Annotated in this window: 20 protein-coding genes; 14 read left to right on the top strand and 6 right to left on the bottom strand. The window is 73.1% G+C overall.

Translation table 11 applies throughout. The annotated features are described in order from the left end of the window. Positions 1-123 precede the first annotated feature (123 nt). Positions 124-705, top strand: a complete 582-nt coding sequence (locus tag FH608_RS10505; RefSeq protein ID WP_139630227.1) for a TetR/AcrR family transcriptional regulator — start codon at positions 124-126, stop codon at positions 703-705. A 21-nt stretch (positions 706-726) separates the two neighbouring features. Here the strand turns inward: FH608_RS10505 and FH608_RS10500 are convergent, their stop codons facing one another. Together FH608_RS10500 and FH608_RS10495 are read right to left on the bottom strand one after the other, a co-directional pair. Continuing rightward, entirely contained in the window at positions 727-1,866 is a 1,140-nt protein-coding gene (locus tag FH608_RS10500) for an acyl-CoA dehydrogenase family protein (protein WP_139630226.1), read from the bottom strand. Then, positions 1,863-5,222 carry an indolepyruvate ferredoxin oxidoreductase family protein gene (locus FH608_RS10495; RefSeq protein ID WP_193318339.1) on the bottom strand — a complete coding sequence of 1,120 codons (3,360 nt, stop codon included), beginning with the start codon at positions 5,220-5,222 and terminating at the stop codon, positions 1,863-1,865. The genes FH608_RS10500 and FH608_RS10495 overlap by 4 nt, the downstream gene beginning before the upstream one ends. 172 nt (positions 5,223-5,394) lie before the next feature. Here FH608_RS10495 and FH608_RS10490 point away from each other — a divergent pair, with 172 nt between their 5' ends. Then, positions 5,395-5,847: an Lrp/AsnC family transcriptional regulator gene (locus FH608_RS10490; RefSeq protein WP_139630225.1), complete on the top strand. Its 453-nt coding sequence runs from the start codon at positions 5,395-5,397 to the stop codon at positions 5,845-5,847. 76 nt (positions 5,848-5,923) lie between these two features. Here FH608_RS10490 and FH608_RS10485 read toward each other — a convergent pair whose 3' ends face one another. Further along, positions 5,924-7,138 carry a DUF11 domain-containing protein gene (locus FH608_RS10485; protein WP_193318338.1) on the bottom strand — a complete coding sequence of 405 codons (1,215 nt, stop codon included), beginning with the start codon at positions 7,136-7,138 and terminating at the stop codon, positions 5,924-5,926. Between the two features lie 213 nt (positions 7,139-7,351). Here FH608_RS10485 and FH608_RS10480 point away from each other — a divergent pair, with 213 nt between their 5' ends. From FH608_RS10480 to FH608_RS10470, 3 genes are all read left to right on the top strand, one after another. Beyond that, positions 7,352-8,056: a class I SAM-dependent methyltransferase gene (locus FH608_RS10480; protein ID WP_139630223.1), complete on the top strand. Its 705-nt coding sequence runs from the start codon at positions 7,352-7,354 to the stop codon at positions 8,054-8,056. Positions 8,057-8,160: 104 nt separating this feature from the next. Next, complete coding sequence (locus tag FH608_RS10475) at positions 8,161-9,411, top strand: C39 family peptidase (RefSeq protein ID WP_139630222.1); 1,251 nt, start codon at positions 8,161-8,163, stop codon at positions 9,409-9,411. Positions 9,412-9,504: 93 nt separating this feature from the next. Then, on the top strand, positions 9,505-9,837 hold the full coding sequence (locus FH608_RS10470; protein ID WP_139630221.1) for a hypothetical protein: 333 nt from the start codon (positions 9,505-9,507) through the stop codon (positions 9,835-9,837). 166 nt (positions 9,838-10,003) lie between these two features. On the opposite strand, the gene selD is transcribed toward FH608_RS10470, so the two are convergent. Both selD and FH608_RS10460 read right to left on the bottom strand, forming a co-directional pair. Continuing rightward, on the bottom strand, positions 10,004-11,014 hold the full coding sequence (gene selD / locus FH608_RS10465) for a selenide, water dikinase SelD (RefSeq protein WP_139630220.1): 1,011 nt from the start codon (positions 11,012-11,014) through the stop codon (positions 10,004-10,006). Positions 11,015-11,785: 771 nt separating this feature from the next. Then, complete coding sequence (locus tag FH608_RS10460) at positions 11,786-12,811, bottom strand: LacI family DNA-binding transcriptional regulator (RefSeq protein WP_226899252.1); 1,026 nt, start codon at positions 12,809-12,811, stop codon at positions 11,786-11,788. A gap of 91 nt (positions 12,812-12,902) precedes the next feature. On the opposite strand from FH608_RS10460, the gene FH608_RS10455 reads away from it, so the two are divergent. From FH608_RS10455 to FH608_RS10420, 8 genes are all read left to right on the top strand, one after another. Beyond that, positions 12,903-14,861, top strand: coding sequence for an AfsR/SARP family transcriptional regulator (locus FH608_RS10455; RefSeq protein ID WP_139630219.1), 1,959 nt, complete (start codon positions 12,903-12,905; stop codon positions 14,859-14,861). A 53-nt stretch (positions 14,862-14,914) separates the two neighbouring features. Further along, positions 14,915-15,118, top strand: a complete 204-nt coding sequence (locus FH608_RS10450; RefSeq protein WP_139630218.1) for a hypothetical protein — start codon at positions 14,915-14,917, stop codon at positions 15,116-15,118. Between the two features lie 82 nt (positions 15,119-15,200). Then, the gene (locus FH608_RS10445) at positions 15,201-15,749 is read left to right on the top strand and encodes a MauE/DoxX family redox-associated membrane protein (protein WP_139630217.1); all 549 of its coding nucleotides are present in this window, start codon (positions 15,201-15,203) and stop codon (positions 15,747-15,749) included. 8 nt (positions 15,750-15,757) lie between these two features. Next, complete coding sequence (locus FH608_RS10440; RefSeq protein WP_139630216.1) at positions 15,758-16,267, top strand: hypothetical protein; 510 nt, start codon at positions 15,758-15,760, stop codon at positions 16,265-16,267. After that, positions 16,264-18,120: an ABC transporter ATP-binding protein gene (locus FH608_RS10435; protein WP_139630215.1), complete on the top strand. Its 1,857-nt coding sequence runs from the start codon at positions 16,264-16,266 to the stop codon at positions 18,118-18,120. Before FH608_RS10440 ends, FH608_RS10435 begins: the two co-directional genes overlap by 4 nt. Before the next feature lie 80 nt (positions 18,121-18,200). Next, positions 18,201-18,665: a S26 family signal peptidase gene (locus FH608_RS10430; protein WP_139630214.1), complete on the top strand. Its 465-nt coding sequence runs from the start codon at positions 18,201-18,203 to the stop codon at positions 18,663-18,665. A gap of 28 nt (positions 18,666-18,693) precedes the next feature. Beyond that, entirely contained in the window at positions 18,694-20,622 is a 1,929-nt protein-coding gene (locus tag FH608_RS10425) for an AfsR/SARP family transcriptional regulator (protein WP_139630213.1), read from the top strand. A gap of 80 nt (positions 20,623-20,702) precedes the next feature. Then, positions 20,703-20,897 carry a hypothetical protein gene (locus FH608_RS10420; RefSeq protein ID WP_139630212.1) on the top strand — a complete coding sequence of 65 codons (195 nt, stop codon included), beginning with the start codon at positions 20,703-20,705 and terminating at the stop codon, positions 20,895-20,897. 31 nt (positions 20,898-20,928) lie between these two features. Here FH608_RS10420 and FH608_RS10415 read toward each other — a convergent pair whose 3' ends face one another. Next, positions 20,929-23,880, bottom strand: a complete 2,952-nt coding sequence (locus FH608_RS10415) for an endo-1,4-beta-xylanase (protein ID WP_193318337.1) — start codon at positions 23,878-23,880, stop codon at positions 20,929-20,931. 213 nt (positions 23,881-24,093) lie between these two features. Between FH608_RS10415 and FH608_RS51375 the strand changes: the two genes are divergently transcribed. Beyond that, on the top strand, positions 24,094-26,364 hold the full coding sequence (locus FH608_RS51375; protein ID WP_193318336.1) for a pectinesterase family protein: 2,271 nt from the start codon (positions 24,094-24,096) through the stop codon (positions 26,362-26,364). Positions 26,365-26,377: the final 13 nt, after the last annotated feature.

The raw sequence follows: 26,377 nt of genomic DNA, 5'->3' as shown, positions 1-26,377 counted from the left end.
GGCTTCAGCGGTATAGTCGCCGCAGTGCAGCCTCGCCATGAAGGGGAGCCGGTGGCGACATCCAAACCGCAACAACCCAAAACGGGAGTGCGGGCGGCGAAGGCCGCCGCGACGCGAGCACGCATGCTGGCAGCGGCAGGAGAGCTGTTCGCGACGCACGGCTACGCGTCGACCACCATGCAGGCCATCGCGAAACAGGCGGGCGTCGCCGTACAGACGCTCTACTTCACGTTCGCCACGAAGCGGGCCATCCTCAAAGAGCTCCTGGACGTGGAGATCGCCGGCGACACCGCGCCCGTCGCGACCCTGGACCGGCCCTGGGTCGCCCAGGCGCTGGCGGCGCCCGCGCACGAGCAGATCCGGCTCCTCGTGTCAGCGACCGCGCAGATCATGGCCCGGGTCAGCCCGATCCTGGAGGCGGTCCGTTCGGCCGCCCCGGTGGACCCCGAGATCGCCGAGCTCTGGCGGACCAACATCCACCAACGGCGCACCGTCCTCGCCACCTTCGCGGGAGCCCTGGCCGCCAAGACCCCGTTCCGGGCCGGGATCGACGTCCTGCAGGCCACCGACATCATGCTGGCGGTCCTGGCGCCCGAGGTCTATCACCTGCTCATCAAGGAGCGGCACTGGAGCGAGGAGCGCTGGGAGAGCTGGGCCGTCGACGCCCTCACCCGCCAGCTCCTCCCCGACCCGGACACCTCCTGAGGCCCGGGCGAGGCCCCGCGGCTACCGAGCCAGGTGCCGGCTGATCACCAGGCGCTGGATCTGGTTGGTGCCCTCGAAGATCTGCATGACCTTGGCCTCGCGCATGTACCGCTCGACCCGGAACTCGCGCGTGTACCCGTACCCGCCGAAGACCTGCACCGCGTCCGTCGTCACCTTCATCGCCGTGTCCGTGGCGACCAGCTTGGCGATGCAGGCGTGCTTGCCGTACGGCAGGCCGGCGTCGCGGCGGCGGGCCGCGTCGAGGTAGGTGGCCCGCGCGCTCTCCACCCCCGCCGCCATGTCCGCCAGCAGGAACCCGAGCCCCTGGTGGTCGATGATGCGCTTGCCGAACGTCTGCCGCTCCTTGGCGTACGCCACCGCCTCGTCGAGCGCGGCCTGCGCGAGCCCGGTGGCGCAGGCGGCGATGCCGAGCCGCCCCGAGTCGAGGGCGGCGAAGGCGATCCGGAGGCCCTGGCCCTCCTCGCCGATCAGCCGGTCCCGCTCCAGGAGCGCGCCGTCCCAGTGGGCGGCGGTGGTCGGCACGGCGTGCAGGCCCATCTTCTCCTCGGGCCGCCCGAACGTCAGCCCGTCGGCCGCGCCCGGCGCGATAAAGCAGGAGACGCCTCGCGAGCCCTCGCCCGTGCGGGCGAACAGGGCGTAGAAGTCGGCGATGCCGCCGTGGGTGATCCACGCCTTGTTGCCGGTGACCCGGTAGCCGTCCTCGACGCGTTCGGCCTTGCAGGCGATCGCTCCCGCGTCGGAGCCGGCCTGCGGCTCGGACAGGCTGTAGCCGCCGATCAGGCGGCCGGCCAGCATGTCGGGCAGCCACCGCTCCCGCTGCGCGTCGGTGCCGTACGTGGCGACGGGGAAGCAGGCGAGGGTGTGCACGCTGGTGGCGACCGCGACGGAGGCCCACCGCATGGCCAGCTCCTCGATCACCTGCAGGTACACCTCGTACGGCTGCCCGCCGCCCCCCAGCTCCTCCGGGTAGGGCAGGCCGAGCAGCCCGGCCGCGCCGAGCGTGGCGAACAGCCCCTCCGGGTAGGTCTCGGCCCGCTCGTGCTCGTCGACCCGGCGGGCGAGCTCCTTGCCGGCGATCTCGCGGGTCAGCTCGATCAGGTCCCTGGCGTCCTGGCCTGGCAGCAGTCGTTCCACGGTCACGATCCCTCCCAGCTCATGGCGGGCTCGTCCCCCAGCCGGGCGAGCGCCGCGCCGGCACGCTCGCGGTAGTCGGCCACCCGGGCGAGCTTGATGTCCTCGTACCCCCGGATCAGGTCGGGCAGGCCGGCGATCTCCTCGACGGCCCCGGCGCTGTCGGGGGTGAGCTTGTCCAGCGCGGTACGCATCAGGTCGCGGTACTCGGTGACCAGCTCGCGCTCGACCCGCCGCACCCGCGCGTGGCCGAACAGGTCGAACGCGGTGCCCCTCAGCACCCTGGCGGCCCGCAGGCCGCGGAACAGGACCCCGGCGGAGCGGCGTACCTTGATCTTGCGGTTGAGCCCCATGGCGCGCAGCAGCGGCGGGTGCAGCAGCACCGACACGACCGCGTCCGGCCCGAACTCCTGCTCCCTGCGCTCCTTCTCGGCCGGGTCGAGGTGCAGGCGGGCGACCTCGTACTCGTCCTTGTAGGCCATGAGCTTGTGCAAGGAGCGGGCGTACGCGAGCGCGATCCTGATCCCGGCCTCCTCGCCGGCCCGCCGCACGGCGTCGGCCGCCACCCGCCGCACGTCCTCCTCGTACGTACGGGCGTAGGCGGCGTTCTGGTAGCCGGTCAGGTCGGCGACCCGCGTGGCCAGCACCTCGTCCAGACCCTCGGGGACGGTCTCCTGCGGCTCAGGGGGCGAGGCGACGGCGGCGCGGCCCCAGCGGAAGGCCGCCAGGTTCTGCTCGACGGCGGCGCCGTTCAGCGCGATGGCCCGCTCGACGGACGCGGCGGAGACCGGCAGGCAGCCGTGCTGGTAGGCGGCGCCGAGCATCAGCAGGTTGGCCGGCATGTGGTCGCCGAACAGCGACTCCGCCAGCCCCTGGGCGTCCAGGCACTCGACGCGCCGCGCGGCGGAGGCGACGCGCGCCACCGCGTCGGCGTGCCCCGGGACGGCCACCCGGCCGGTCACCATGGCGGCGGTCGGGACGACGGCGGTGTTCAGGACCGCGACGGTGCGGTCGGGCGCGGCGACGGCCAGGTTCGCCTCGGACGCCGCTCCCAGCAGGTCGAACCCGATGAGCACGTCCGCGCTCCCCTGCGAGGCCCGCAGCGAGCCCGCCACGGGCGCCGCCGAGATCCGCACGTCGCTGACCACCGGGCCGCCCTTCTGCGCCAGCCCGGTCTGCTCCAGCCCGGCCGCGTGCAGCCCGTCGAGGTGGGCGGCCATCTGCAGGATCTGCGAGACGGTGACGACGCCGGTGCCGCCGATGCCCGGCATCCTGACCAGCGCCTCCGACGGCCTGCTCGCCGGTTCCGGCACCTCGGGGGCGGGCGGCGGCGCCTGCCTGCGCGGCTTCGTCCCCGGCTCGACCAGGAGGAACGACGGGCAGTCGCCCTTGAGGCAGCTCAGGTCCGTGTTGCAGGAGGCCTGATGGATGCGGGTCTTGCGGCCGTACTCGGTCTCGACCGGCTGCACCGACAGACAGGTGGACGCCTCGCCGCAGTCGCCGCAGCCCTCGCAGACCCGCTCGTTGATCACGACCCGCTGCGTGGGCACGGGCAGCTTGCCGCGCTTGCGCAGCCGCCGCTCCTCGGCGGCGCACCGGTCGTCGTGGATGAGCACGGTCACGCCGTCGAGCTCGGCCAGCTCCCGCTCCACCTCGGGCAGGTCGTCGCGGTGCCGCACCGACGCGATCGCCGCCAGCCGCACCCCCCGGTACGTCTCCGGCTCCGGCGTGGTCACCACGATCCGCCGCACGCCCTCCAGGGCCAGCTCGTGCGTCAGCGCGGGCACGTCGAGCCGGCCCTCGGCGCGCTGCCCGCCGGTCATGGCGACGGCGTCGTTGTAGAGCAGCTTGTACGTCATCCGCACCCCGGCCGCGACGGCGGCCCTGATCGCCAGGGACCCGGAGTGGTGGAAGGTGCCGTCGCCGAGGTTCTGCACGAAGTGCCGGTCACCGGTGAACGGCGCCAGCCCGATCCACTGGGCGCCCTCGCCGCCCATCTGCGTGATGCCGACCTGGGTGCCGCGGCCGTGCCCGTCCAGGGCGATCATGGCGTGGCAGCCGATGCCGACGCCGACCAGCGTCCCCTCGGCCGTGCGGGTCGAGGTGTTGTGGGGGCAGCCGGAGCAGAAGTAGGGGGTGCGCGCGGCCACCAGCGGCAGCATCACCCGCCCCTTCTTACGCGGACGCTCAGGGGCCTTCATGCCCAGGCAGGTGGCGACGGCCCTGGCCACGTCCTCGGCGCCCAGCGTGCCGCGCGCGGTGAGCAGCTCCCGCCCGACGACGGCCGGCGCCCGCTCGCCGCCGTACAGGGCCTGCTTGAGCTGCCCCTCCAGGAACGGCACCTTGTCCTCGACCACCAGCACCTTGTCCAGGTCGGACGTCATCGCGGCCAGGTCGTCGTACGCGAGCGGGAACGGCATCGCGAGCCTGATCAGCCGGATCCCGCGCTCGTCCAACGCCGCCTGGTCGAGACCGAGGTCCGCCAGCGCCCGCAGGACCACCGCGTACGTCGTGCCGGAGGCCAGGATGCCGAGCGCGGTGTTCCTCTCGCCCGACATCACCCGGTTGAGCCCGTGCGCGCGGGCGTACTCGCGGGCCAGGTCGAGGCGCCGGGTGAGCATGTCGTGCTCGGCGTCCAGCGCGGCCGGGCCGAGCAGGATGGGGGCGGGGCCGCGCTCGCGCTTGTCCGGCACCGGGATGCCCTCCCGCAGCGGCCCGAGGTCCACGGTGGCCGACGCGTCGGCGATGTCCGCGACGATCTTCAGCCCCGCCCACAGGCCGGTGGCACGTGACAGGGCCACCGCGTGCAGCCCGAACTCGACGATCTCCGCCACCGAGCCGGGCGCGAGCAGCGGCATGGACAGGCTCTGGCACATGGGCTCGCACGCGCTGGGCAGCGTGGACGACTTGCAGCCGGGGTCGTCGCCGATCCAGGCCACCGCGCCGCCGAGCGGCGCCGTGCCGGCCACGTTCGCGTGCCTGATGGCGTCGGCGGCCCGGTCGAGGCCGGGGTTCTTGCCGTACCAGAAGCCGGTCACGCCGTCGTGCCGCCGGCCCGGCACCTGGTCGAGCAGCTGCGTGCCCGCCACCGACGTGGCGGCGAGCTCCTCGTTCAGCCCCGGCTGGAACACCACGCCCGCCGGGTCCAGGAACCGCGCGGCCCGCCCCATCTCCAGGTCCACGCCCGCCAGCGGCGAGCCCTGGTAACCCGACACGAACACGCGCGTGTCCAGCCCGCGCTCCTCGTCCAGGCGGCGCTGCTCCAGCGTCAGGCGGACCAGGGCCTGGATGCCGGAGATGAGCACCCGGCCGTCGAGAGCCGTGTACTTGTCGTCCAGTGACACGGGAGTCTCGCTCACGCTCACGCGAACCTCCTGGCTTCCTACCTCGTACGGGATGCCCCTGTGATTCCCAGCACAGCAACGCGGGCATGATATGCGCAAGTATTAGACGAGAAAGCATGCCGAAGACGCAAACTATGTGAGGACCAGACCGCCTTGTCTGATGTTCTTTGCGCCAGATGGAGGGTTCTCTCGCATGGCTGACGTGGATGACATCGATCACCGGGTGCTGCGGCTGCTGCGCGAGGACGGGCGCCGGACGTTCTCGGAGATGGCACAGCTGGTGGGGCTGTCGGTGGCGGCGGTGAAACGGCGGGTCGACCGGCTCAGGGAGATCGGCGTGATCACCGGGTTCACCGTGCAGATCGACTACGGCAAGCTCGGGTGGGGCATCGAGGCGTTCACCGAGCTGCGCTACCCGGGCACGACGCCCGTCGGGGAGATCGTCCGCACGGCGGCGGACGTGCCGGAGGTGCAGGCCGTCTTCACGATCGCGGGCGACCCCGACGCGCTGATCCATGTACGGGTACGCGACCTCGGGCATCTGCAGCAGGTGATCGACCGGCTGCGCCGGGCCGGTGACGTGACCGGGACCAAGACGCTGCTCGTGCTCGGATCGTGGACCAGGGACGCCCTGGCCTCACCCTGACCCCTCGCTCGCGGCCGGGCTCACGGTGTCCCGCTCACGGTGTCCCGCTCATGGTGTCCCGCTCATGGTGTCCCGCTCATGGTGTCCCGCCGGGGTGGTCGCGGCGGGAGAAGTGCCAGACCAGCAGGGCGAGCATGAGGATCATGGGCGCGCCCAGCCCCAGCACCCACACCGACACGGCGGCCAGGGGGAACACGGCGCCGTCGTCACCCGCCGGCTCGGAGTCGCCGCCGCCGTCATCCGGCCGGGGGTGGCGCCGGCCGGAGCCCACGTCGGTGGCCGGCTGCTCGTACGAACCGGGCCCGGCGCCGGGACGGCCCTGCTCCTCGCCGGCCTGCCCGTCGCCGGGGAGGATCTCGGCGATGCCCACATTCTCCACCGGCGGGGGTTCCGGCCCGATCTCCGGCACGGTGGGACCGGTGGACGGCTCCGCCTCCGCGCCGTCCGCCGGCGCGGGGCCTGCGGTCTGGGCGGGGGACGCGGCCGGGCCGGCGCTGGGCGTGGGGCGCGGGGGCTGGACGGGCTCGGGGATGTCCGGCGCGCACGCTCCGATACCTTTCGTACCGTGACCGGCGGCGCAGCCCCCGCCGTTGCCGGGCCCACCGTCACCGGCACCACTGTCACCGGCGCCGCCGTTACCGGGACCGCCATTACCGGGAGCCACGGCGTCGGGAGCCTCCGGAGCGGCGGGCGGACCGGCATCGACCTGCGGACCGGCCTTGGCCCCCGGACGGGCATCGACCTGTGGACCGGCCTTGGCCCCCGGACGGGCATCGACCTGCGGACCGACCTTGACCCCCGGACGGACCTTCCCGGGCGAGTGAGCCTTCCCGAGTGACCCGACGGTGCCGGGGGCCCGGGCCGGGCTGATCATTCGCGCCGAGCGCTCGCCCGCTCCCCCCGCCGAGACCTCGACGCGATGGGTGACCCGCGTGCCGTCAGGGACGGCGGAATCGATCGTGACCGGGATCTCGTACGTCACGCTCCGCCCCGGCGGGATCGCCAGCCCCGCTCCCCCGCACGAGACGGCGCCACCCCGGTCGACGACGGCGCAGCCGGGCGGCACGGCGCCGGGTGCGGCGCTCGGGTCGAGGGTGTTGAGGATCGTCACGTCCTGGGCCGCCCGGTCTCCGGTGTTCCTGACGGTCACCGTGTAGACGGACGGCGCGCCGATGACCATCGGCTCCGGCGTGACGGTCCCGGTGATGCGCAACTGCGCACCGGCGGCCGGGCCCGGCACGCTCCACCCGGCCGACGCGACGAACGCGATGATCCCCGCAACCGCGCGCATGCCCATCTCGTCCCCCCGCCCGAACCTGCCTGACCAGGGACGATCCTCCTCCCACCCGCGGAACCGGCGAGCAGCCCCCGACCGGAACCATGCACCGCCCTGGCAGAGCCTTTACCTCAGGTCACGCCGGCCCCCGTACCGCCCGCCGCGCCGGCTTTCCGCGCTGGACGAACACGCGCCCGCCCCGCATCGGCGGCGCGTACCGTCGAGACCATGCCAGGCGCCGCCCGCTACGACGACATAGCCGACTTCTACGCGGCGGGCTGGACCGACGCGATCGAGGACCCTGCCTCGGTCCGCCTGCTCGACCTGCTCGGCGCGGTCGCGGGCAGGCGGGTGCTGGAGATCGCCTGCGGCCACGGCCGCGTCAGCCGCGAGCTGGCCCGGCGCGGCGCCGAAGTGGTCGGCGCCGACATCTCCCGAGCGCTGATCGACAAGGCGAGAGCGGCCGAGCGCGAGGCGCCCCTCGGCATCCGCTACGTCCACGAGGACGTCGCCCACCCCCGGGAGCCCCTGGGCTCGTTCGACGCGGTGGTGTGCAACTTCGGGCTGTCCGACATCGACGACCTCGAAGGCGCCGTCGCGACCGCCGCGGGCGCGCTCCACCCCGGCGGTGTCTTCGCCTGCTCGATCGTGCACCCCTGCTTCCCCGGCGGCCGAAACGTCTCCGGTTCCTGGCCGGGCGACGCGACCTACCACGCGGAGGGCTGGTGGCGCGCCGACGGCGAGCTGTCCTCGCTGCGCCGCCAGGTCGGCGCCAACCACCGCACGCTCTCGACGTACGTCACCACGTTCCGCCGCCACGGCCTGTGGCTGGACGAGCTGGCCGAGCCCGAGCCCGACGCGGCCTGGGCGGCGACGCGGCCGGACGCCGCGAGGTTCCCCGTGTTCCTCGTCATGAGATGCGTGAGGCGCTGATGCGCTGCCGCCGCGGACCACTCGATACGTATATTTCCGGATGCCTTACCTCCCCGTTGCGCCTACTGTCAGCCGCGACAAGCGCCCTCCTGGAAGGTGGGTACATGCGTGCGCTGACCGTGCTCCTGTCCGGCGTCCTGCTCGTCACGACCCTCTCGGCCCCCGCCGGAGCGGTGACGAAGCCCGGCGCCGCCACTCCTGACGTCGTCTTCCAGCGGGCCGACTTCGCGTCCGGCACCTACGAAGGCACCACCACCGGCGACGGCCTCGCGTTCGGCCAGGCCGCCGGCACCGTCCGCTACACCGACGCGCTCGGCACGAAGACCTGGGAGTACGCCCGCTGGACCGGCCCCGAGCGGGCCATCGGCTTCGCGGCGACCGAGCTGATCGCCTCCTGGACCGCCGACGTGCCGCCGGGCAGCTGGATGCAGGTCGAGACCCGGGCCAGAAACGCCGAGGGGCTGACCAAGTGGTACTCCCTCGGCCGCTGGTCATACGCGGAAGGCGACATCCTGCGCACCTCCGTGCCGGGGCAGGGCGACGCGGACGCGAGCGTCGCCGTGGACACGCTGGTCGCGGCGGCGGGCAAGCCCGTCAGCGCCTACCAGCTCCGCCTCACCCTCTACCGCCTGCCCGGCTCCTCGGTGACGCCGCGCGTGCGCACGTCCGGCGTCATGGCCTCCAACGTGCCCGAGCGCAAGACCGTTCCGGTCAGCCCCGGCGGCGGCGCGTGGGGCACGGAGCTGGCCGTGCCGCGCCGCTCGCAGAACGTCCACCAGGGCCACTACCCCGAGTGGGACGGCGGCGGCGAGGCGTGGTGCAGCCCCACCTCGACCACCATGATCCTCGGCTACTGGGACAGGTGGCCGAGCGCGGCCGACACCTCCTGGGTCGATCCCTCCGACCCCAACCCCGAGGTCGACTACGCCGCCCGCTACACCTACGACCACGCGTATGAGGGTGCGGGCAACTGGCCGTTCAACACCGCCTACGCGGGGCGCTTCGGGATGGACGGGTTCGTCACGCGGCTGCGGTCGCTGACGGAGCTGGAGCAGCTGATCAAGGCCGGCATCCCGGTCGTCACGTCGCAGTCGTTCAAGAAGAACGAGCTGCCGGGCGCCGGATACGGCACCAACGGCCACCTCATGGCGATCGTCGGCTTCACCGCCTCGGGTGACGTGATCGCCAACGATCCCGCGTCGTCCGGCAACGCCGCCGTGCGGCACGTCTACCCGCGGGCCGACTTCGAGAACGTCTGGTTGCGCAGCTCCAGCAGCGGCGGCATCACGTACGTGATCCACCCGCCTGGGCATCCCCTGCCCGCCACCACCCCCGGCCTGCCCGCCAACTGGTGACCACCTCCGAGCCCTGACCCAGGGCGCGGTGTGCGGATCATGCCGTCCTCCGCCGGCTCCGAGCCCTGGGTACGGGTGCCAGAAGGTGCGATCATGAGCGCCGTGATCTCCTCCCCTGAACAACGCACCAGCAAGGCAGCTTCCGCAGGCTGGGTTCTGATGTTCGCGCTGGCCTTCGCCGGGCTCGGCGTCCTCGCTTGGAGCCTGTGGAAGCTGGGGTGGATGACCACGAGCATGGCTACGGTGGGCGGCCTCGCGGCGGTGGCCCTTCCCGTCGCCGGCGCCGTACTGGGGCGGGTCGTCGTGGCGGGACGGCCGCATGTCAGTCGCATCACCGCCGGTTGGGCGGGCGCGGCGATAGGCGGCGTATGCCTGTTCATGGGGTCGATCACCTATGTCTGGGGCTCCCTGGTGAACAACCTGTAGCCCGACACCAGGTCCGCGTCCGCGATCGCCCTCGACGAGTCCGACGATCACGAGCCTCTCAGGCCGGCGCGGACGAGCGGGTGAAGGGCTTCCCCCGGTGACAGGAAGCCCTTCGTGATGTCCACGTGGTTCGCCCGGACCAACAGGCGACGGTGGGCGGGGCGCGTCAGGCGCGGACGACGACCGAATGGGGGCCGCGGGCGACCAGTTCGCCGATGACGGGTGCGCCGGGGATCTCTCCCGCGATCAGCAGCCCTCCCGAGGTCTGGGCATCCGCCAGCAGGATCATCGTGTCCTCGTCGACACCCGCCACGTGGGCCTGCGGCATCACCCACTCCAGGTTCCGCCGCGAGCCGCCCGGCACGAAGCCGGCCCGTACCGCCTCGCGCGCCCCTTCCAGCACCGGTACGGCCGCCGCGTCGATGACCGCGGTCACCCCGGACGCCCTGGCGAGCTTGTAGGCGTGGCCCAGCAGGCCGAAGCCGGTGACGTCCGTCGCGCACCGCACGCCGGCCGCGAGCGCCGCGTCGGCGGCTTCCGCGTTGAGCGCGGTCATGGTGGCGATGGCCTGCGGGAACACGTCCCCTGTCGTCTTGTGCCGGTTGTTCAGCACGCCGAGGCCCAGCGGCTTGGTGAGCGAGAGCGGCAGACCGGCACGGCCGGAGTCGTTGCGCATCAGCCGGTCGGGGTCGGCCAGCCCGGTCACGGCCATGCCGTACTTGGGCTCCGGGCTGGTGACGCTGTGCCCGCCGGCGAGGTGGCAGCCCGCCCGCGCGGCGACCTCCGCGCCGCCGCGCAGCACCTCGCGGGCCAGGTCGTACGGCAGGACGTCCCGCGGCCAGCACAGCAGGTTGAGCGCCAGGACGGGCAGGCCGCCCATGGCGTAGACGTCGGAGAGGGCGTTGGCGGCGGCGATCCTGCCCCAGTCGCGGGGATCGTCGACGACCGGGGTGAAGAAGTCGGCGGTGCTGACGAGCGCGGTGCCGCCGTCGACGCGCACCACGGCGGCGTCGTCACCGGTCTCCAGGCCCACCAGCAGGTCCGCCGCCGGGGCGCCGGGGGTGGCGAACCCGGCGCCGGCCAGCAACTCCTCCAGCTCACCCGCGGGAATCTTGCACGCGCAGCCACCACCGGCGGCGTATTGGGTCAGTCTCTGCACCGCCCCATCATGATCCATAAGGGGCGAGAAGTGGAGGCCGGACGGGCAAGGAACCGGCCGCGCCGAGTTGCTCGGCGCCATCACCGCCGGTCCCGTGAAATGGTGATTTCCGAAACTTGACATGAAAGGGCTGAGCTAAACGGGAAATTCATCCACTTCTGCGGCGCGCTCCTCCATCTTGTTCGCTTTCGAGGTCGGCGACGCCGAGGCCGAGCCCAGGTGAGTCCCGACAACGGATGAAACTTCTGGTATGGGCTTGATCATGAAGAGTGTCCCAGGTACATTTGCGCTCGGGTTGACCGCGGCCGCTCGAAACTTGTCCGAGACCCTCTGGCGAGACTTTTCTCTGCGCCGGGTACGGCGTGAAGAAGTCATGCGGAAAGTGGTGTTCCGTTGGCTGTAGAGCGTTCCGCCGTGAGCCCCGATCCGACCTCGATCCGCGATGAAGTGATCACAGCTACGGCTCCCCTTCCGTGGCGGGCGCAGGGTGGCGATCACGCGGCGGGCCGGTGACTCGAGGAGGGGATGGCCGGAGGGTGCCGGGACCGTCTCGTCCGCCTCGGTTTCCTGAGCGTGAGGCCGCCGGGCTGTCCGCGTCGCTCGGCCGCGACTGCCTGTAGGAACGTGATCACCGCCGACGATCTCGTGCCGAGGGACGGGCGGGTGGCATCCGCGCGAAGGGAGCCGCCCACCGGCCCCGGCACAGCGCCGACCGCGGCGAAGAGGCGCGGCGGATCGGGCGGCGGGTGGGTGAGCGCTGGATCAGGCGGGGCCGGGACGCGCGGTGGATCAGGTGGGGCGTGGGTGGGTGGTGGACTCGCGGACGATGAGGCGTGGCGGCACCAGCGAGATGGCCGGTTGCGGGTTGCCGCCCAGTTCGGCCAGCGCCGCGTGGAAGCAGGCCCGCCCCAGCCCCGCGAAGTCCATCCGTACGGTGGTCAGCGCCGGGGTCCAGAAGGCCGAGCCGGGGATGTCGTCGAAGCCCACGATGCTGACGTCCCCGGGAACGTCCTTGCCCGCGTCGTACAGCGCCCGGCGCACGCCCTGCGCGATGTCGTCGTTCCCGCACAGGATGGCCGTCACGTCAGGCGACCCGGCCAGCCGCCTGCCCGCCGCGTACGCCGACTCGATGTCCCACCCGCAGGCCAGCACCGACGGGATCTCGGCCCCGGCCCGGCGCAGCGCGTCGCGCCAGCCCGCGTGCCGTCCACCGGCGCGGCCCTCGGACGGGATGGCCACGTGGTGCACCGTGCGGTGCCCGAGATCGAGCAGGTGCTGGGTGGCGTCGGCGGCGGCCCGGCGCTCGTCGAGCGCGATCGCCACCCGGCCCAGGTCGGGCGCGACCGGCTCGGTGACGATGACCGCCGGGATGTGCGGCGGCAGCGCCTCGGCCACGGCCGTGCCCAGCGGATCGAACGCGATCACGATCAGCCCGCCCGCGCTCGGGTCGCTCACGTAGTCGACCGTCTGGCGCACCTCGGCCGACTCCACGACCCTGATCCCCAGGGCCACGCCCTCGTTCCTGGCCGCCTCCTCGATGCCCTGCAGCGTGGCGGCGTAGCCGTACAGCATGGTGTTGGAGGTGACGACCGTGACGCCGCTGGCCCGGCCGAGGCCCAGCGTCCGGGCGGCCCGGTTGGGGCGAAAGCCCAGCCGCTCGATCGCGGCCAGCACGGCGGCGCGCGTGTCGGGCCGCACCCGGGGAGAGTCGTTCAGCACGCGCGAAACGGTCTGGTGCGAGACGCCGGCCTCGGCGGCGACGTCTCGGATGCTCGGGGCGGCCCCTTTCCGGACATGTCGGGGACTCGCGTTCACGATCACATGGTAGTCGGCCCCGGTGGAGGCCCCGGTCAGAAGCAGGTCGGTGTGAAAGGCGGGACTGTTGCGGTTTCAACTCCTTGGCCCGATGCGGATCCAGTCCGGCGGCGCGCCCCTGCGGATCGCGGCGCCCAAGCAGCGCACCCTCCTCGCCATGCTGCTCACCCACGCCGGACACGCCGTGCCGGTTTCCTCGCTGGTGTCCGAGGTGTGGGACCAGCGACCTCCCGCCTCGGCGGTGGCGAACCTGCGCACGTACCTCATGCGGCTGCGCCACCTGCTCTCCTCCACCGGCCGCCCGGACAGCGAGCGGCTGGTCACCTCGGACGGCGGTTACCTGCTCAAGATCGAGCCGGCCGAGTTCGACCTGTTCCAGTTCGAGACGCTGTCCGCCCGCGCTCGCCGCTCGAAGGAGCGGGGCGACCTCGAAACGGCGCACGGCGAGTACGCCAGGGCCCTCGCGCTGTGGCGGGGGACGGCGGTCGAGGACGTGCCGCTCGGACCTGCCCTGCGCGGGGTCTCCGCCCACCTGACCGCCCTGTACCTGAACACCGTCGAGGACTTCACCGAGGTCGAGTTCGCGCTCGGCAGGCACGCCGCGGCGGCCGAGCGGTTACGCGCGCTGGCGGTGCGTCACCCGCTGAGAGAGGGGTTGCGCGCCCGGATCATGGTCGCCCTGTACCGGTGCGGCGACGTGGCCGGGGCGCTGGACGCGTTCAGGGCGGCCCGCCAGGTTTTGGCCGACGAGCTCGGCGTCGAGCCCGGTGCGGAGCTGCGCCGGTTGCACCAGGCGATCCTGCGCCGGGAGCCGGAGGTGGAGCTGCCGGGCAGGCCGGTCGCCGTACGGGTGCGGAACGGTCACCCCCGGCCGCGCCAGCTCCCGCGGGAGCCCGCGGTGTTCGTGGGCCGGTCGGCCGAGCTCTCCCGGGCGCTCGACGTGCTGTGCCCCGGGGCCGGGGCGGGCTCCCGATCGCGCGTGCTCGCGCTGCACGGTCCCGCCGGGGCCGGGAAGTCGGCCCTGGCCCTGCGGGCGGCGTACCTGGCCGCCGATCACTATGCCGACGGCGGGCTCTATGCCGACATGCAGGGCTGCGCCCCGGGCCTGCCGCCGCTGCGGCCCGTGGAGGTGCTCGGCCGGTTCCTCCGGGCGCTGGGGGTGCCGCACGAGGACGTGCCCGGCACGCAGGCCGAGGCCGCGGCCGCCTACCAGTCGCTGCTGGCCGACCGGCGCGTCCTCGTGCTGCTCGACAACGCCGCCGACGCGGCCCAGGTGGCGCAGCTGCTGCCGGCCGGCGACGGGTGCGCGGCGCTCGTCACCAGCCGGCCCCTGCTGCCGACCCTGGACGCCGCGCAGATCTCCGTCGGCCTGCTGGATTCGGCGGACTCGGTGCGGCTGCTGGCGATGCTCGCGGGCGAGGCGCGGGTGGCCGCCGAGCCCGGGGCGGCGGCCGGCATCGCGGGGCTCTGCGGTCACCAGCCGCTGGCGCTGCGCGTCGCCGGCGCCCGCCTCGCCGGCCGCCCCGACTGGTCGCTCGGACGCTTCGGCGAGCGGCTGCGGGACCGGAGCCGGAGGCTGGACGAGCTCCAGACGGCCGGCCTGAGCGTGCGCGCCGGCTTCGAGGCGAGCCTCGCGGCGCTGGAGGGCGGCGCGAGCCCCGCCAAGGAGCTGGCCCTGCGCGCCTTCCGGCTGCTCGGCACGATCGACCTGCCCGAGATCGCCCCAGCCGGCGGCCCGGACGTCGCCCCGGATTTCCGCCCGGGCATCGGCCCGGAGCGCGGCCCTGAGACCGCCCCGGACCGCGGTCTTGAGGTCGCCCCGGACCGCGGTCTTCAGGTCGCCCCGGACCGCGGTCTTGAGATCAGCGTCGAGCGTGCCGCCGAGCTGCTCGGCGTCGAGGTGAAGGTCGCCGACGCCGCGCTCGACGAGCTGATGAAGGTGCGCCTGCTGGAACCGATCGGCGCCGACCGGTTCCGCGTGCACGAGTTGCCGCGGCTGTTCGCCGCGGAGCTCGCCGCCCGCTGTAGGCCGGATGTACGGGCCCTGTAGGCGCGCTGGCTAGCGTCATGATCCAACACGTTCGCGGAAAGGGGTGATTCCGGATGACCACGTTATTACGCGGGTTCGGCGATCGGGTGCTCGAGCGGCTGGTGCCGAAGGCCACCGCGAAGGCGGACGTCAGCTACTACAAGCGCTGCGCCTGCTACAGCGACCCGCCTGTCGAGGTCATGAAGCTCTGCCACGTGGTCGGCGGCACGTCGGGGTGCACCGGGTGCGACTTCTACTTCCTGAGGCCCTGCTCTTGAGGGTCAACTGACGGCTCTGGTGCGGTTCGGCGGCGGCCGTGGCGTCGCCGCCGGCCCCGCAGGAATGGAACGAACTGGCCGGATGACGCTCTATCTGCTGATGACCTGCCGGGTGCTGCTGGCTGGCGTCTTCGTGCTGGCGCTCGCGAGCAAGGTCCGCGGGCGTGCCTCCTTCGAGGCGTTCGCCGCCTCGATCAGGGCGCTCGGGCTGCTCTCGGGCGCCGGATCGGCGGTGGCGGCGTACGCGCTGGTGGGAGCCGAAGCGTCGGTGGTGCTCCTGCTGGTGTTCCCGCCCACCGTGCTCGCGGGTCTGGCGGCGGCGGGCGCGACCCTCACCGTCATGACCGCCGGGATCCTCGCCGCGCTGCGCCGCGGCCGGCGCGGGCCGTGCCGGTGCTTCGGGGCCTCCGACGCTCCGCTCGGCCCGGTGCACGTGGTGCGCAACCTGCTTCTGATCGGCGGCGCCGCCGCCGGGCTCGTGGCCGGGCTCGCTCCCGCCGGCGCGGGATCTCCCGCCCACCCGGCCGGCCTCGCCCTGGCGGCGGTCGTCGCCGCCGTGGGGGTCCTGATCGTCGTACGGCTCGACGACCTCGCGGACCTCTTCATCGCCCCGTCCCGTGACCGGAAGTGAGATCGCCGATGACCTTCCTGATCGCCGCCGTCGTCCTGGTCGGCGCGCTCTGCCTGTTCGACCTGGTGCTCACCTTCGCGGTGCTGCGCCGCCTGCGCGAGCACACCGCGGAGCTGGCGCGTCTCGCCAGTGAGCCGAGGACGCTTCCCTACGATCCCTCGCCCCTGGTCGGGCGTACGCTGCCCGGCTCCGCCACGCGGGCCCTGCCCCAGCCGCGGCTCGTGGCGTTCTTCGACGCCGACTGCGGTTCGTGTCACGAGCACGCTCCGAAGTTCGCGGCCGCGGCCCGCCCCGGCACGTCGCTGGCGTTCGTCACCGGCGCGGGCCGGCAGGTCCAGAACCTCGTCGACGTGGTCGGCGGGGTGTCGGCCGTCGTCGTGGCGGAGGAGGCGGCGTCCGTGGCGGCGGACCTGGGCATCCGGGCGTTCCCGATGTTCCTGCAGGTGGACGGGGAAGGCCGGATCGTGCGGGCGGACATGGACGCGGACCGCCTGGCCGAGATGGCCGCGACGGTATGAGCGCGGCGCCGGCCGGCGGCGTACCGGGCGAGGGCTCGCCGCGAAGGCCGCTGCGGCACGCCGTCGCGGTGGGCCTGCTGTCCTGGCGGGCCGGGCCCGGCCTGGTGGCGTGCCAGCTCGCCGTCACGGTCGTCGCCGGCCTGCTGCCGACCGGCAGCGTGTGGGGGACGAAGATCCTCGTCGACGGGCTCACCGCCGGCGATCCGGATCAGGCGTTTCAGGCGGCCGGCGTCCTCGCCCTCCTCGGCCTCGCCGCAGGGGTCCTGCCGCATCTGACCAGGTACCTGCGGGCGGAGCTGGACCGGCGGCTGGACCGGCTGCTCCAGGACGAGCTCTATGCCTCGGTCACCGGCTTCCAGGGCCTGTCGCGCTTCGAGAACCCGGCGTTCCTCGACCGCCTGCGGATGGCGGCGGAGGCGACCGGCGGTGCCCTCACACCGGTGACCTCCGGGCTGTTCGACGCCGCGCGCAACGTGATCACGCTGGTCAGCCTGCTGGCGAGCCTGACCGTGCTCAGCCCGGTCATGGCGGGCCTCGTGACGGCGGCGGCCGTGCCCGCCCTGATCGCGAGGATGGCCATGGTCAGGCGGCGCGTGGGGATGCTGGCCGGGCTCTCGGCCACGGCGCGGCGCCAGATCCTCTACTCGTCGCTCATCACCGACGTCCGGGCGGCCAAAGAGGTGCGGCTGTTCGGGCTCGGCGGCTTCCTCAAGAGCCGGGTGCTCGGCGAGCTCGCCACGCTGCAGGCCGGCGAGCGGCGGCTGGACCGGCGGGAGTCGCTCACCCAGTCGCTGCTCGCCCTGCTCTCCGCGGCGGTCGCCGGCGCGGGCCTGCTCTGGGTGGTGCCGGCCGCCCTGAGCGGAGCGCTGACACTCGGCGACGTGACGGCGTTCGCCGCGGCCGTCGCGGGGACGCAGGCCGCGCTGGTCGGGCTGGTGGAGACCGTGGCGGGAGCCCATCACGCGCTGCTGCTCTTCTCGTACCACGCCGAGGTGACGTCGCTCCCCGACGACCTGCCGGCGCCGCATGGAGAGACCGCCGTGCTGCCCGCGCTGCGGCACGGCATCGAGCTGCGCGACGTGTGGTTCCGGTACGACGACGACCATCCGTGGGTGCTGCGCGGAGTCGACCTGACCATCCCGCACGGCGCCTCCGTCGCGCTGGTGGGACTCAACGGGGCGGGGAAGAGCACGCTGATCAAACTGCTCTGCCGCTTCTACGATCCGTCGCGCGGCTCGATCCACTGGGACGGCGTGGACATCCGCGACGTGCCGCCGGGCGAGCTGCGCCGCAGGATGGGCGTGCTCTTCCAGGACTACATGTGCTACGACCTCACCGCGGCCGAGAACATCGCCATGGGCGAGATCGAAGCCCTGCACGACCGGTCCCGCATCGCGTCGGCGGCCCGGCTGGCGGGCGTGCACGACATCGTCCGGGCGCTGCCGCGAGGCTACGACACCCTGCTGAGCCGGATCTTCTTCGGCCCGGAGGACGAGGGCGACCCGCAGGCCGGAGTGGTGCTCTCCGGCGGCCAGTGGCAGCGCCTGGCGCTGGCCCGCGCCCTCCTCCGCGAGGGACGCGACCTGCTCATCCTCGACGAGCCGAGTGCGGGCCTGGACGCCCGCGCCGAGCACGAGATCCACACCCGGCTGGTCGAGCTCCGCGCCGGACGCACCAGCCTGCTCGTGTCGCACCGGCTCGGCACGGTCCGCGCCGCGGATCTGATCGTGGTCGTCCAGGACGGCGAGGTCGTCGAGCGGGGCACGCACGACGACCTGATGGCCGCCGGCGGCGGATACGCCGAGCTGTTCGACCTGCAGGCGAGGGACTACCTGGCCGAGGCCGAGACCTGACCTTCCCACCGCCTGCCCGCCTGCCCGGTCCGCGTTCCGGCGGGCGGTGCTCCCTGCGGCTGATGATCGGAAAAGGGGTCATGAACACGGTCATATGGATGGTCGCCGCCGCAGCCGGGCTCGCGCTGGTCGCGGGCCTCGGGCGCGCTCGCCGCAGGTACGTGGTGGTCACCGTGGAGGGGGCGAGCATGGAGCCGGCGCTGGCCGACGGCGACCGGGTCCTGGTACGGCGGCGGCGGATCCACCAGGTGCGCCGCGGCGACATCGTCGTGCTCGAACCCCCGCTGGATCCGTCGGGCCCGTACCAGCCGGGACCGCCCGCGCCTGACGGCCGGCGCTGGAACATCAAACGGGCCGCCGCGCTTCCCGGCGACCCGTTGCCGGCGGGGGTGGCGGGGCATGACGGCCTGGAACGCGTACCCGCCGGGACGATGGTGGTCTTCGGCGACAATCCGGACAGCATCGACTCCCGGCATCGCGGGCTCTTCCCCGCGGATCACCTTCTCGGGGTGGCGTTGCGCAAGCTGGGCGGGCCGGCCGCATAGGCGGCGCCAGGCCGGCGAGGAGCAGAAGATGAGGTTCCGCATTCTCGGCCCCCTGCGCGTGCAGCCCGGGGGCACGCCCATCCGGATCTCGGCGCACAAGCAGCGCACCATGGTCGCCATGCTGCTCGCGCACGCCGGGCGCACCGTACCGATCCGGTCCCTGGTGGCGGAGGTGTGGGACGAGCGACCTCCCCGTTCGGCGGTGGCGAACCTGCACACGTACGCCATGCAGCTGCGCCACCTGCTGTCCGCCGCCGACCCCCGGGCCCGCGACCGGCTGGTCACCTCCGACGGCGGCTACCTCCTGCTGGTCGAACCGCCCGAGCTGGACCTGTTCCTGTTCGAGGGGCTTGTGACGTACGCCAGGAGAGCCCACGCCAGGCGGGACCTCCGCGGCGCGGAGGACGCGTACGGCCGGGCGCTCGGGATCTGGCGGGGATCGCCCGCGGAGGACGTGCCGCTGGGGCCGGCGCTCCGGAACGTGGTCGCCCATCTGACGGACCGGTACCTGACCACGGTGGAGGAGCACGTCGACGTCCAGCTCGCGCTCGGCTCGCACCGGGCGGCGGTCGACCGGCTCCGCGATCTGACCCGGCGACATCCGCTGCGCGAGCGCCTGCACGGCCAGTTGATGGTGGCGCTGTGCCGCTGCGGGGACGTGGCGGGCGCGCTGGAGGCGTTCGCGGCGGCCCGCCTGGCGCTGGCGGACGAGCTCGGGCTCGACCCGGGCGCCGAGCTGCGCGGCCTGCACCGGGCGATCCTGAACGGGGACGCCGATCCGGCTCGCACGGGCACGCTCTCGGCGGTCGGCGGCGTAGCGACCGCCGGAGGCCACGCGACCTCCGGAGGCGACCCGACCTCCGGCAGCGACGCGAGCTCCCGGGGCGACGGCGGGCGCCGGCTGCCCTCGGAACCATCGACGTTCGTCGGCCGGCAAGCCGAGTTCGGGCGCGCGCACGACGTGCTCCATAGGAGCGCACCGCCGGGCACGGGGGCGAGGGTCGTCGCGCTGCACGGCACGGGCGGGACCGGCAAGTCGGCGCTGGCGCTGCGCCTGGCGCACAGCCTGGCCGGCCGTTACGCCGACGGCCGCCTCTACGTGGACCTGCGGGGGTCGAGCCCCGGCGGATCGCCGCTGCGGCCCGCCGACGTGCTCGGCGGTTTCCTGCGCGCCCTCGGCGTCCCCGCGGACGAGGTGCCCGTGACGGCGGCGGAGGCGGCGGCCGCCTACCGGTCGCTGCTGGCCGGGCGGCGGATCCTGGTGATCCTCGACAACGCGGCCGACGCCGCGCAGGTGACTCCGCTGCTCCCGGCGGGCGACGGGTGCGCCGCGCTGATCACCAGCCGCACCATGCCGGCGACCGTCGACGCGGTGCCGGTGGCGGTCGGCATGCTCGGCGAGGCGGACGCGGTGCGCCTGCTCGCGCTGCTGGCGGGCGAGGCGCGGGTGGCCGCCGAGCCGGGGGCGGCGGCGGACGTGGCCCGCTGGTGCGGCTACCATCCGCTGGCGTTGCACATCGCGGGCACCCGGCTGGCGAGCCGTCCGGGCCGGTCCCTGAGAGCGTTCGGCGAGCGCCTGCGCGACCGGCGCCGGCGGCTGGACGCCCTGCAGGTGGCGGGTCTGAGCGTCCGGTCCTGTTTCCGGGTCAGCTACGACCTGCTGGCCGCCCGCGCGGGCACGGCCGCCGCGCGGGCCTTCCGGCTGCTGGGCGTGCTCGACGCTCCCGAGGTCGGCATCGCCCGCGCCGCCGCGCTGCTCGGCGTGGACCCCGGGCGGGCCGAGGCCGCGCTGGACGAGCTGGCCGACTGCCGCCTGGTGGAACCGGCGGCCGGCGCGCGCTTCCGGATGCACGACCTCGTCCGATTGGTGGCGGCGGAGCTCTCGGCCGCCCATGACCCGCCGGAGGAGCGCGCCCGCGCCGTGCGGCGGGCCGGGCCGCCGGTGGAGGGGCTGTAGCGCAGATGTACGGGCGGATGTACGCCCGCCGGATACCTTCATGATCACGATACACCCCTCCGCGGAAGGAGCGAATCGCCATGACAGGCGTACTGGAACGGCTCGGTGACCGGGTGCTCGAGAAGCTGGTGCCGAAGGCGACCGCGAAGGCCGACACCTCCTTTTACGTGACCTGCTCCTGCTCGGGCATGGTCCGCAAGAAGAAGCTGTGCCACGTCGTCGGCGGCATCACCGGGTGCACCGGCTGCATCTACGTCGACGTCTGGGTCTGCTGACCTCCCATCACACGAGACAGACACTCGCGCCCTAGCGCGCCAGCCGGAGGACGCCCCAGTGGCTGGTGTCGAGGTAGGCGCGGTCCGTCACGTCGTTCCAGGTCACCGCACTCGTACGGGCGGCGCCCGTCGCGTCGTTGACCTGGACGTCGAAGCCCAGCAGCGTGCCCGGCCGCAGCGTGACGGTGGGCAGGTCGATCGCCGCCTCCACGACGTACCCGCCCGGCACCTGCTTGGCCACCGCGCGCACGTTGTCCTTGACGCCGGCCGCGTCGAACGTCCCGCCGACCGTGATCCGGCCCGTGAAACCGACGCGGTACTGCCCGTCGTCGTCCCCGTAGCCCTTGGTCTTGCCGTTGTCCGGGTCGACGAAGATCTCCACGGAGTCCTGTTCCCAGGCGTTCGGGGACTCCTCGCTGAGCACCGGGTCGGCGACCTGGGCCAGCACGTACAGGGTGGACCCGCTCCACAGCGAGCGCACCTTCGCGGTCGCGCCCGAGGTGCCCTGGAGCCAGGTGGCGGTGCGGATCTCCGGCGCGGCCGACCAGGCGCGGTCCACGACGCCGTCGAGCACGGGGACGCGGCGGGCGGCGGAGGTGAGCTTGACGGCGGCGACCGGCGTGATCTCACCGATCCAGGTGGCCTCGCCGGTGGTGTCGTGCACGGTCACCGTCACGTCCTTGCCGGCCGGGACGAGCGCCTCGACGCGGTAGCCGGTCCTGGTGCGCCGCGCCGCCGCCTTGTGGCCGCCGTGCCGCGTGACGACGTGCCGGGTGCCGTCGACCGTGAACGTCACCCGATCCTCCCGCCCGGCGGTCGGGTCGGTGACCTCGGCGAGCAGGTAGAGCCCCTTGGCCGACGACCGCGCCTGGAACCCGGCGGACACGTCGCCCACCCTGGCGATCGGCGCGTCCGGCAGCAGGTCCCACTGGAGGTCGCGCCCGCCGTCCACCATCGGCGTCCCGGCCGGCGCCTCAAGCCTCCGCACCGGCGGCGCGAGCCGGGACGGGTCCACGACGCCCCAGTACGCGGGCTTGGCCTGCAGCTCGTCGTCGAAGAGCAGCGGCGCGTTCAGCCGGGTGATGGGCCACGACTGCAGCCAGCTCACGTCGTCCGACTCGCCCCACACCGTGACCGAGCTGAGCTCGGCGGCCTGCCGCCGGAAGACGTCGAAGAGCTCCTTGTAGCGGTGGCCCTGCTCGACGAGGAGTTCGGGCGGGATCGCGTCGTACGAGGAGACGAAGTCGGTATAAATGCTGACGTCGAGCTCGGTGACCTGCTGCTCCACGCCGAGCGAGGCGAAGCGCTCGATGGTGGCCTCGACGGCGGAGGCGGGCGGCTGCTCGATGTTGAGGTGGAGCTGGTGGCCCACGCCGTCGATCGGCACCCCCTCGCCCTTGAGCCGCTTGACCAGCGCGTACAGGGCCTCCCGCTTGCGCGGGAACTCGGTGTTGTAGTCGTTGATGAAGAGCTTGGCGTCCGGGTCGGCCTCGTGGGCGACGCGGAAGGCCGTGCGGATGAAGTCGAGGCCGGCGATCTCGTACCACGGGGAGCGGCGCAGCCCGTCGGGCTGGTTCTCGTCCACGACCTCGTTGACCACGTCCCAGACGGCGATCTTGCCCTTGTACCGCGACACGAGCGTGCGCACGTGCGTCTCCAGGCGCTTGAGCAGCGTCTCCTTGTCGGCTCCCGCGAACACCCAGTCCGGGGTCTGGCTGTGCCAGGCGAGCGTGTGGCCGCGGATCGTCATGCCGTGCCGGGTCGCGAAGTCCACCAGGTAGTCGCCGTCGGTGAAGTCGAACTCGCCCTCGCTCGGCTCGGTGGCGTCCCACTTGAGCGCGTTGCCGGGGGTGACGCCGTTGAAGTGCCTGGCCAGCAGCTCGCCGTGCACGCCGAGCGTGTCGGGCCTGCTGATGGCCGACCCCATGACGAACGGCACCTCGTCCTTCAGCGCCGGGATGTCGGTCTGGATCGGCTTGGGCTGGACGTAGGTCATGGAGAAGTCGTCCAGGTAGAAGGGGAACGTGCCGCTGTCGGACTCGACGTACAGGCTGAGGAAGTCGACGTCGTACGCGAGCGTGTACGTCCCCGACAGCTGCACCCACTCCCCCGCCGGCACGTCCTTCGGCGAGGCGATGCGCTCGTAGCTCGGGGTGTCGCCGCTCCTCCGCTCGACCGACAGCCCCAGCCTGCCCGACGGGGTGTCCGGGCCGAGCCGCACCCACACCGACAGCGCGTACTTGTCGCCCTTGGCCATGCGGCCGAGCACGTTCAGGGCGGGGCCGTCCCAGGAGGCCGAGCGGCCGCTCACGGCGAGCGCGCGGCCGCCGGCGTGGGCGGCGTCCGCGCTGGACTCCAGCACGGCGGCGGCCCTGGGCGCCCAGCCCTGTGCGGTGCCGTCCTCGAAGTCGCTGGTGACCGGCTCGCGCGTGGGGTCGCCGAGCGGGGTGATGACGATGTCGTCCAGGGAGAACTCCGTGGTGGCGTCGGAGCTCTCGGCGTACAGGAGCACGTCGGTGGACTCGGCGGTGAACTGGTAGCTGCCGGACAGCCGCACCCACGCGCCGTCGGTCACGGTGGCCGCCGCGACCCGCTCGTACGTGGTCTCGCCGCCGGCCGGGGTGCGCTGCACGGTCAGCGCGAGCGTGCCGGCGGGCTGTCCGGTGACCAGCCGCGCGTACGCGGTCACGGTGTAGCCGGTGCCCCTGACGAACGGTGCGGCGATGGACGCGCCGTGCCACGTGGCGGTCCTGCCGGTGGTCAGCAGGCCGCTCGTGCCGCCGTGGGCGGCGTCGGCCGTCACCGTGACGGACACGCCGTCGCCGCGTGGCCCCCATCCCTGGGTGGTGCCGTCCTCGAAGTCGTACGTGAAGCCCGCGGTCGAACCACCCGTTGAACCGCCCGAACCGTCGTCCGCGTGCGCGGGCAGCACGGGCACGAGGCATAACAGGGCGGCGGCCACCAGGGCTCGAAGGGTGCGCACGAATGCTCCCGATGAAAGTTTCAGCCAAACGCCGATAAATATCAGGCGGACTGTAGATCGGCGCGATCGGCCGGTCAAGATCGCGCCGTTCGACTGCAACCGCTTGTTGCAGCAAATGTGCAATTTCACTGCATCCATTGACGCGACATGCGGTCCTGGGCGAGCGTTCTATGCAACCGATTGCCGCAGCAGCACCCCCCTGCGAGGTTGGGCATGCGTTCCCTGTTACTCCCCCCATTGATCATCGCCCTGGCGGTCGCCGCGACGGCGCCGCCCGCGACGGCCGCCACCCGTGGCGCCACCCGCACCACCACGATCGTCGTCGCGGCGGACGGCACCGGCGACCACGCGACCGTGCAGGAGGCGGTCGACGCCGTCCCCTCCGGCAACAGACGGCCGGTCACCATCCTGGTCCGCAAGGGCACCTACCGGCAGCAGGTCGTCATCCCGGCCGACAAGCCGCACATCTCCCTGGTCGGCGACACGCGGGACCCGCGCGAGGTGGTGCTCACGTTCGACGCCTCGGCGTCCACGCAGAAGCCGGACGGCTCCGGCACGTACGGCACCTCCGGCAGCGCCTCGTACACGATCAACGCCCCCGACTTCACCGCCCGCAACCTCACCTTCGAGAACGCTTACGACGAGGCCGCCCACGGCAACAGCCAGGCCGTGGCCGTGAAGACGGCGGGCGACCGGCAGGTGTACGACAACGTGCGCTTCATCGGCGACCAGGACACGCTGTACGCCAACACCGCCACGGCCGAGACGACCGCCCGCCAGTACTTCACCGACTGCTACGTCGAGGGCGACGTCGACTTCATCTTCGGCCGGGCCACCGCCGTCTTCGACCACTGCCTGATCAAGGGGAAGACGCGCGGCAGCGCCGACAACAACGGCTACGTGACCGCCGCCAGCACCGAGCTGGGCAACCCGTACGGATTCCTGATCTACCGCAGCCACCTCACCAGCGACGCGCCCGCGCGCACGTTCCACCTGGGCCGCCCGTGGCCCGCCGGCGGCTCCGCCACGGCGCGCGGCCAGGTGCTGGTACGCGAGTCGTGGCTGGGCCAGCAGATCAAGGACGCGCCGTGGACCGACATGTCGGGCCTGAACTGGCGCGACGCCCGCCTGTCGGAGTACCTGAACCACGGCCCCGGCGCGGCCGTCAACGACGACCGCCCGCAGCTCGGCCGCCGCGAGGCCGCCGCCTTCACCCCGCGCAGGTACCTGGCGGGCTCCGACGGCTGGAACCCCGTCCGCGGGCACCGCGACACCCCGCGCGAGACCGGCCGCGAGGTGCTGCCCCGCGACGACGGCTGGGCCTCCGCCACCACCGGCACCACCGGCGGCTCGGCCGCCCGCCCCGAGGACGTGCACGTCGTCAGGACCAGGGCCGAGCTGGTGGCGGCGCTCGGCGACCCGGCCGACAACACCCCCAGGATCGTGTACGTGAAGGGCGCCATCGACGCGCACACCGACGACGACGGCACGCCGCTGACCTGCGACGACTACGCCGTCGACGGCTACAGTGCGCCCGCGTACCTGGCCGCCTACGACCCCGCCGTCTGGGGCAGGACCAGCGTCCCCTCAGGGCCCCTGGAAGAGGCCCGCAAGGCGTCGTACGCGAAGATGGCCGAGCACGTCACGATCAGGGTCGGCTCCAACGTCACGCTCATCGGGCTCGGCCGCGACGCGGCGCTGAAGAGCTTCGGCGTGCGCGTCAGCGACGCCGACAACGTCATCGTGCGCAACCTCACCATCACCGACACCTCCGACTGCTTCCCGCAGTGGGACCCGACCGACGGCGCGGACGGCAACTGGAACGCCTCCTTCGACAACGTCGAGGTCTCCGGGTCCACGCACGTCTGGCTCGACCACAACACGCTCAACGACGGCGACAGCCCGGACTCGGGTCAGCCCAGCTACTTCGGCCGCCCGTACCAGGTGCACGACGGCCTGCTGGACGTGGTCCGCGGCTCCAACTACGTGACGCTCTCCTGGAACCACCTCAGCGAGCACGACAAGGTGACCCTGATCGGCAACACCGACGACCCGGCGAGGTACGGCGAGCAGGACAAGCTCAAGGTCACCGTGCACCACAACTATTTCGAGGGGCTCGGCCAGCGCACGCCGCGGGTGCGCTTCGGCCAGGTGCACGTCTACAACAACTACTACACGGGCGGCGACACCCACGGGTACAGCATCGGCGTCGGTTTCGGCTCCCAGGTCTACGCCGAGAGCAACGCCTTCGAGGGCATCGAGGCGTCGAAGGTCCTGTCGGTGTTCAAGGGCACCGCGATCACCGCGAGGAACAACCTGGTGGACGGCGCCCCGGCCGACCTGGTGGCCGCGTACAACGCCGCGAACGGCGCCTCCATCGGCTCGGACGCCGGCTGGACGCCGTCGCTGTTCACCCGCGTCCAGCCGCCCCAGGCGCTGCACGCCCTCGTCCCGGCGCGGGCCGGAGCGGGACGCCTGCGCTGAGCCTCATGCCGGC

The organism is Nonomuraea phyllanthi (assembly GCF_006334985.2).
Lineage (GTDB): Bacteria > Actinomycetota > Actinomycetes > Streptosporangiales > Streptosporangiaceae > Nonomuraea > Nonomuraea phyllanthi.
This window is presented reverse-complemented; position numbering and strand designations above follow the sequence as displayed.

Excerpts from the sequence above, each read along its gene's own strand:
- FH608_RS10440 (WP_139630216.1), top strand. The coding sequence starts at position 15,758 with ATGACCTTCCTGATCGCCGCCGTCGTCCTGGTCGGCGCGCTCTGCCTG.
- FH608_RS10485 (WP_193318338.1), bottom strand. The coding sequence starts at position 7,138 with ATGCGCGCGGTTGCGGGGATCATCGCGTTCGTCGCGTCGGCCGGGTGG.
- FH608_RS10470 (WP_139630221.1), top strand. The coding sequence starts at position 9,505 with ATGAGCGCCGTGATCTCCTCCCCTGAACAACGCACCAGCAAGGCAGCT.
- FH608_RS10420 (WP_139630212.1), top strand. The coding sequence starts at position 20,703 with ATGACAGGCGTACTGGAACGGCTCGGTGACCGGGTGCTCGAGAAGCTG.
- FH608_RS10475 (WP_139630222.1), top strand. The coding sequence starts at position 8,161 with ATGCGTGCGCTGACCGTGCTCCTGTCCGGCGTCCTGCTCGTCACGACC.
- FH608_RS10490 (WP_139630225.1), top strand. The coding sequence starts at position 5,395 with ATGGCTGACGTGGATGACATCGATCACCGGGTGCTGCGGCTGCTGCGC.
- FH608_RS10435 (WP_139630215.1), top strand. The coding sequence starts at position 16,264 with ATGAGCGCGGCGCCGGCCGGCGGCGTACCGGGCGAGGGCTCGCCGCGA.
- FH608_RS10505 (WP_139630227.1), top strand. The coding sequence starts at position 124 with ATGCTGGCAGCGGCAGGAGAGCTGTTCGCGACGCACGGCTACGCGTCG.
- FH608_RS10445 (WP_139630217.1), top strand. The coding sequence starts at position 15,201 with ATGACGCTCTATCTGCTGATGACCTGCCGGGTGCTGCTGGCTGGCGTC.
- FH608_RS10450 (WP_139630218.1), top strand. The coding sequence starts at position 14,915 with ATGACCACGTTATTACGCGGGTTCGGCGATCGGGTGCTCGAGCGGCTG.
- FH608_RS51375 (WP_193318336.1), top strand. The coding sequence starts at position 24,094 with ATGCGTTCCCTGTTACTCCCCCCATTGATCATCGCCCTGGCGGTCGCC.
- FH608_RS10430 (WP_139630214.1), top strand. The coding sequence starts at position 18,201 with ATGAACACGGTCATATGGATGGTCGCCGCCGCAGCCGGGCTCGCGCTG.
- FH608_RS10425 (WP_139630213.1), top strand. The coding sequence starts at position 18,694 with ATGAGGTTCCGCATTCTCGGCCCCCTGCGCGTGCAGCCCGGGGGCACG.
- FH608_RS10455 (WP_139630219.1), top strand. The coding sequence starts at position 12,903 with ATGCGGATCCAGTCCGGCGGCGCGCCCCTGCGGATCGCGGCGCCCAAG.
- selD (WP_139630220.1), bottom strand. The coding sequence starts at position 11,014 with ATGGATCATGATGGGGCGGTGCAGAGACTGACCCAATACGCCGCCGGT.
- FH608_RS10480 (WP_139630223.1), top strand. The coding sequence starts at position 7,352 with ATGCCAGGCGCCGCCCGCTACGACGACATAGCCGACTTCTACGCGGCG.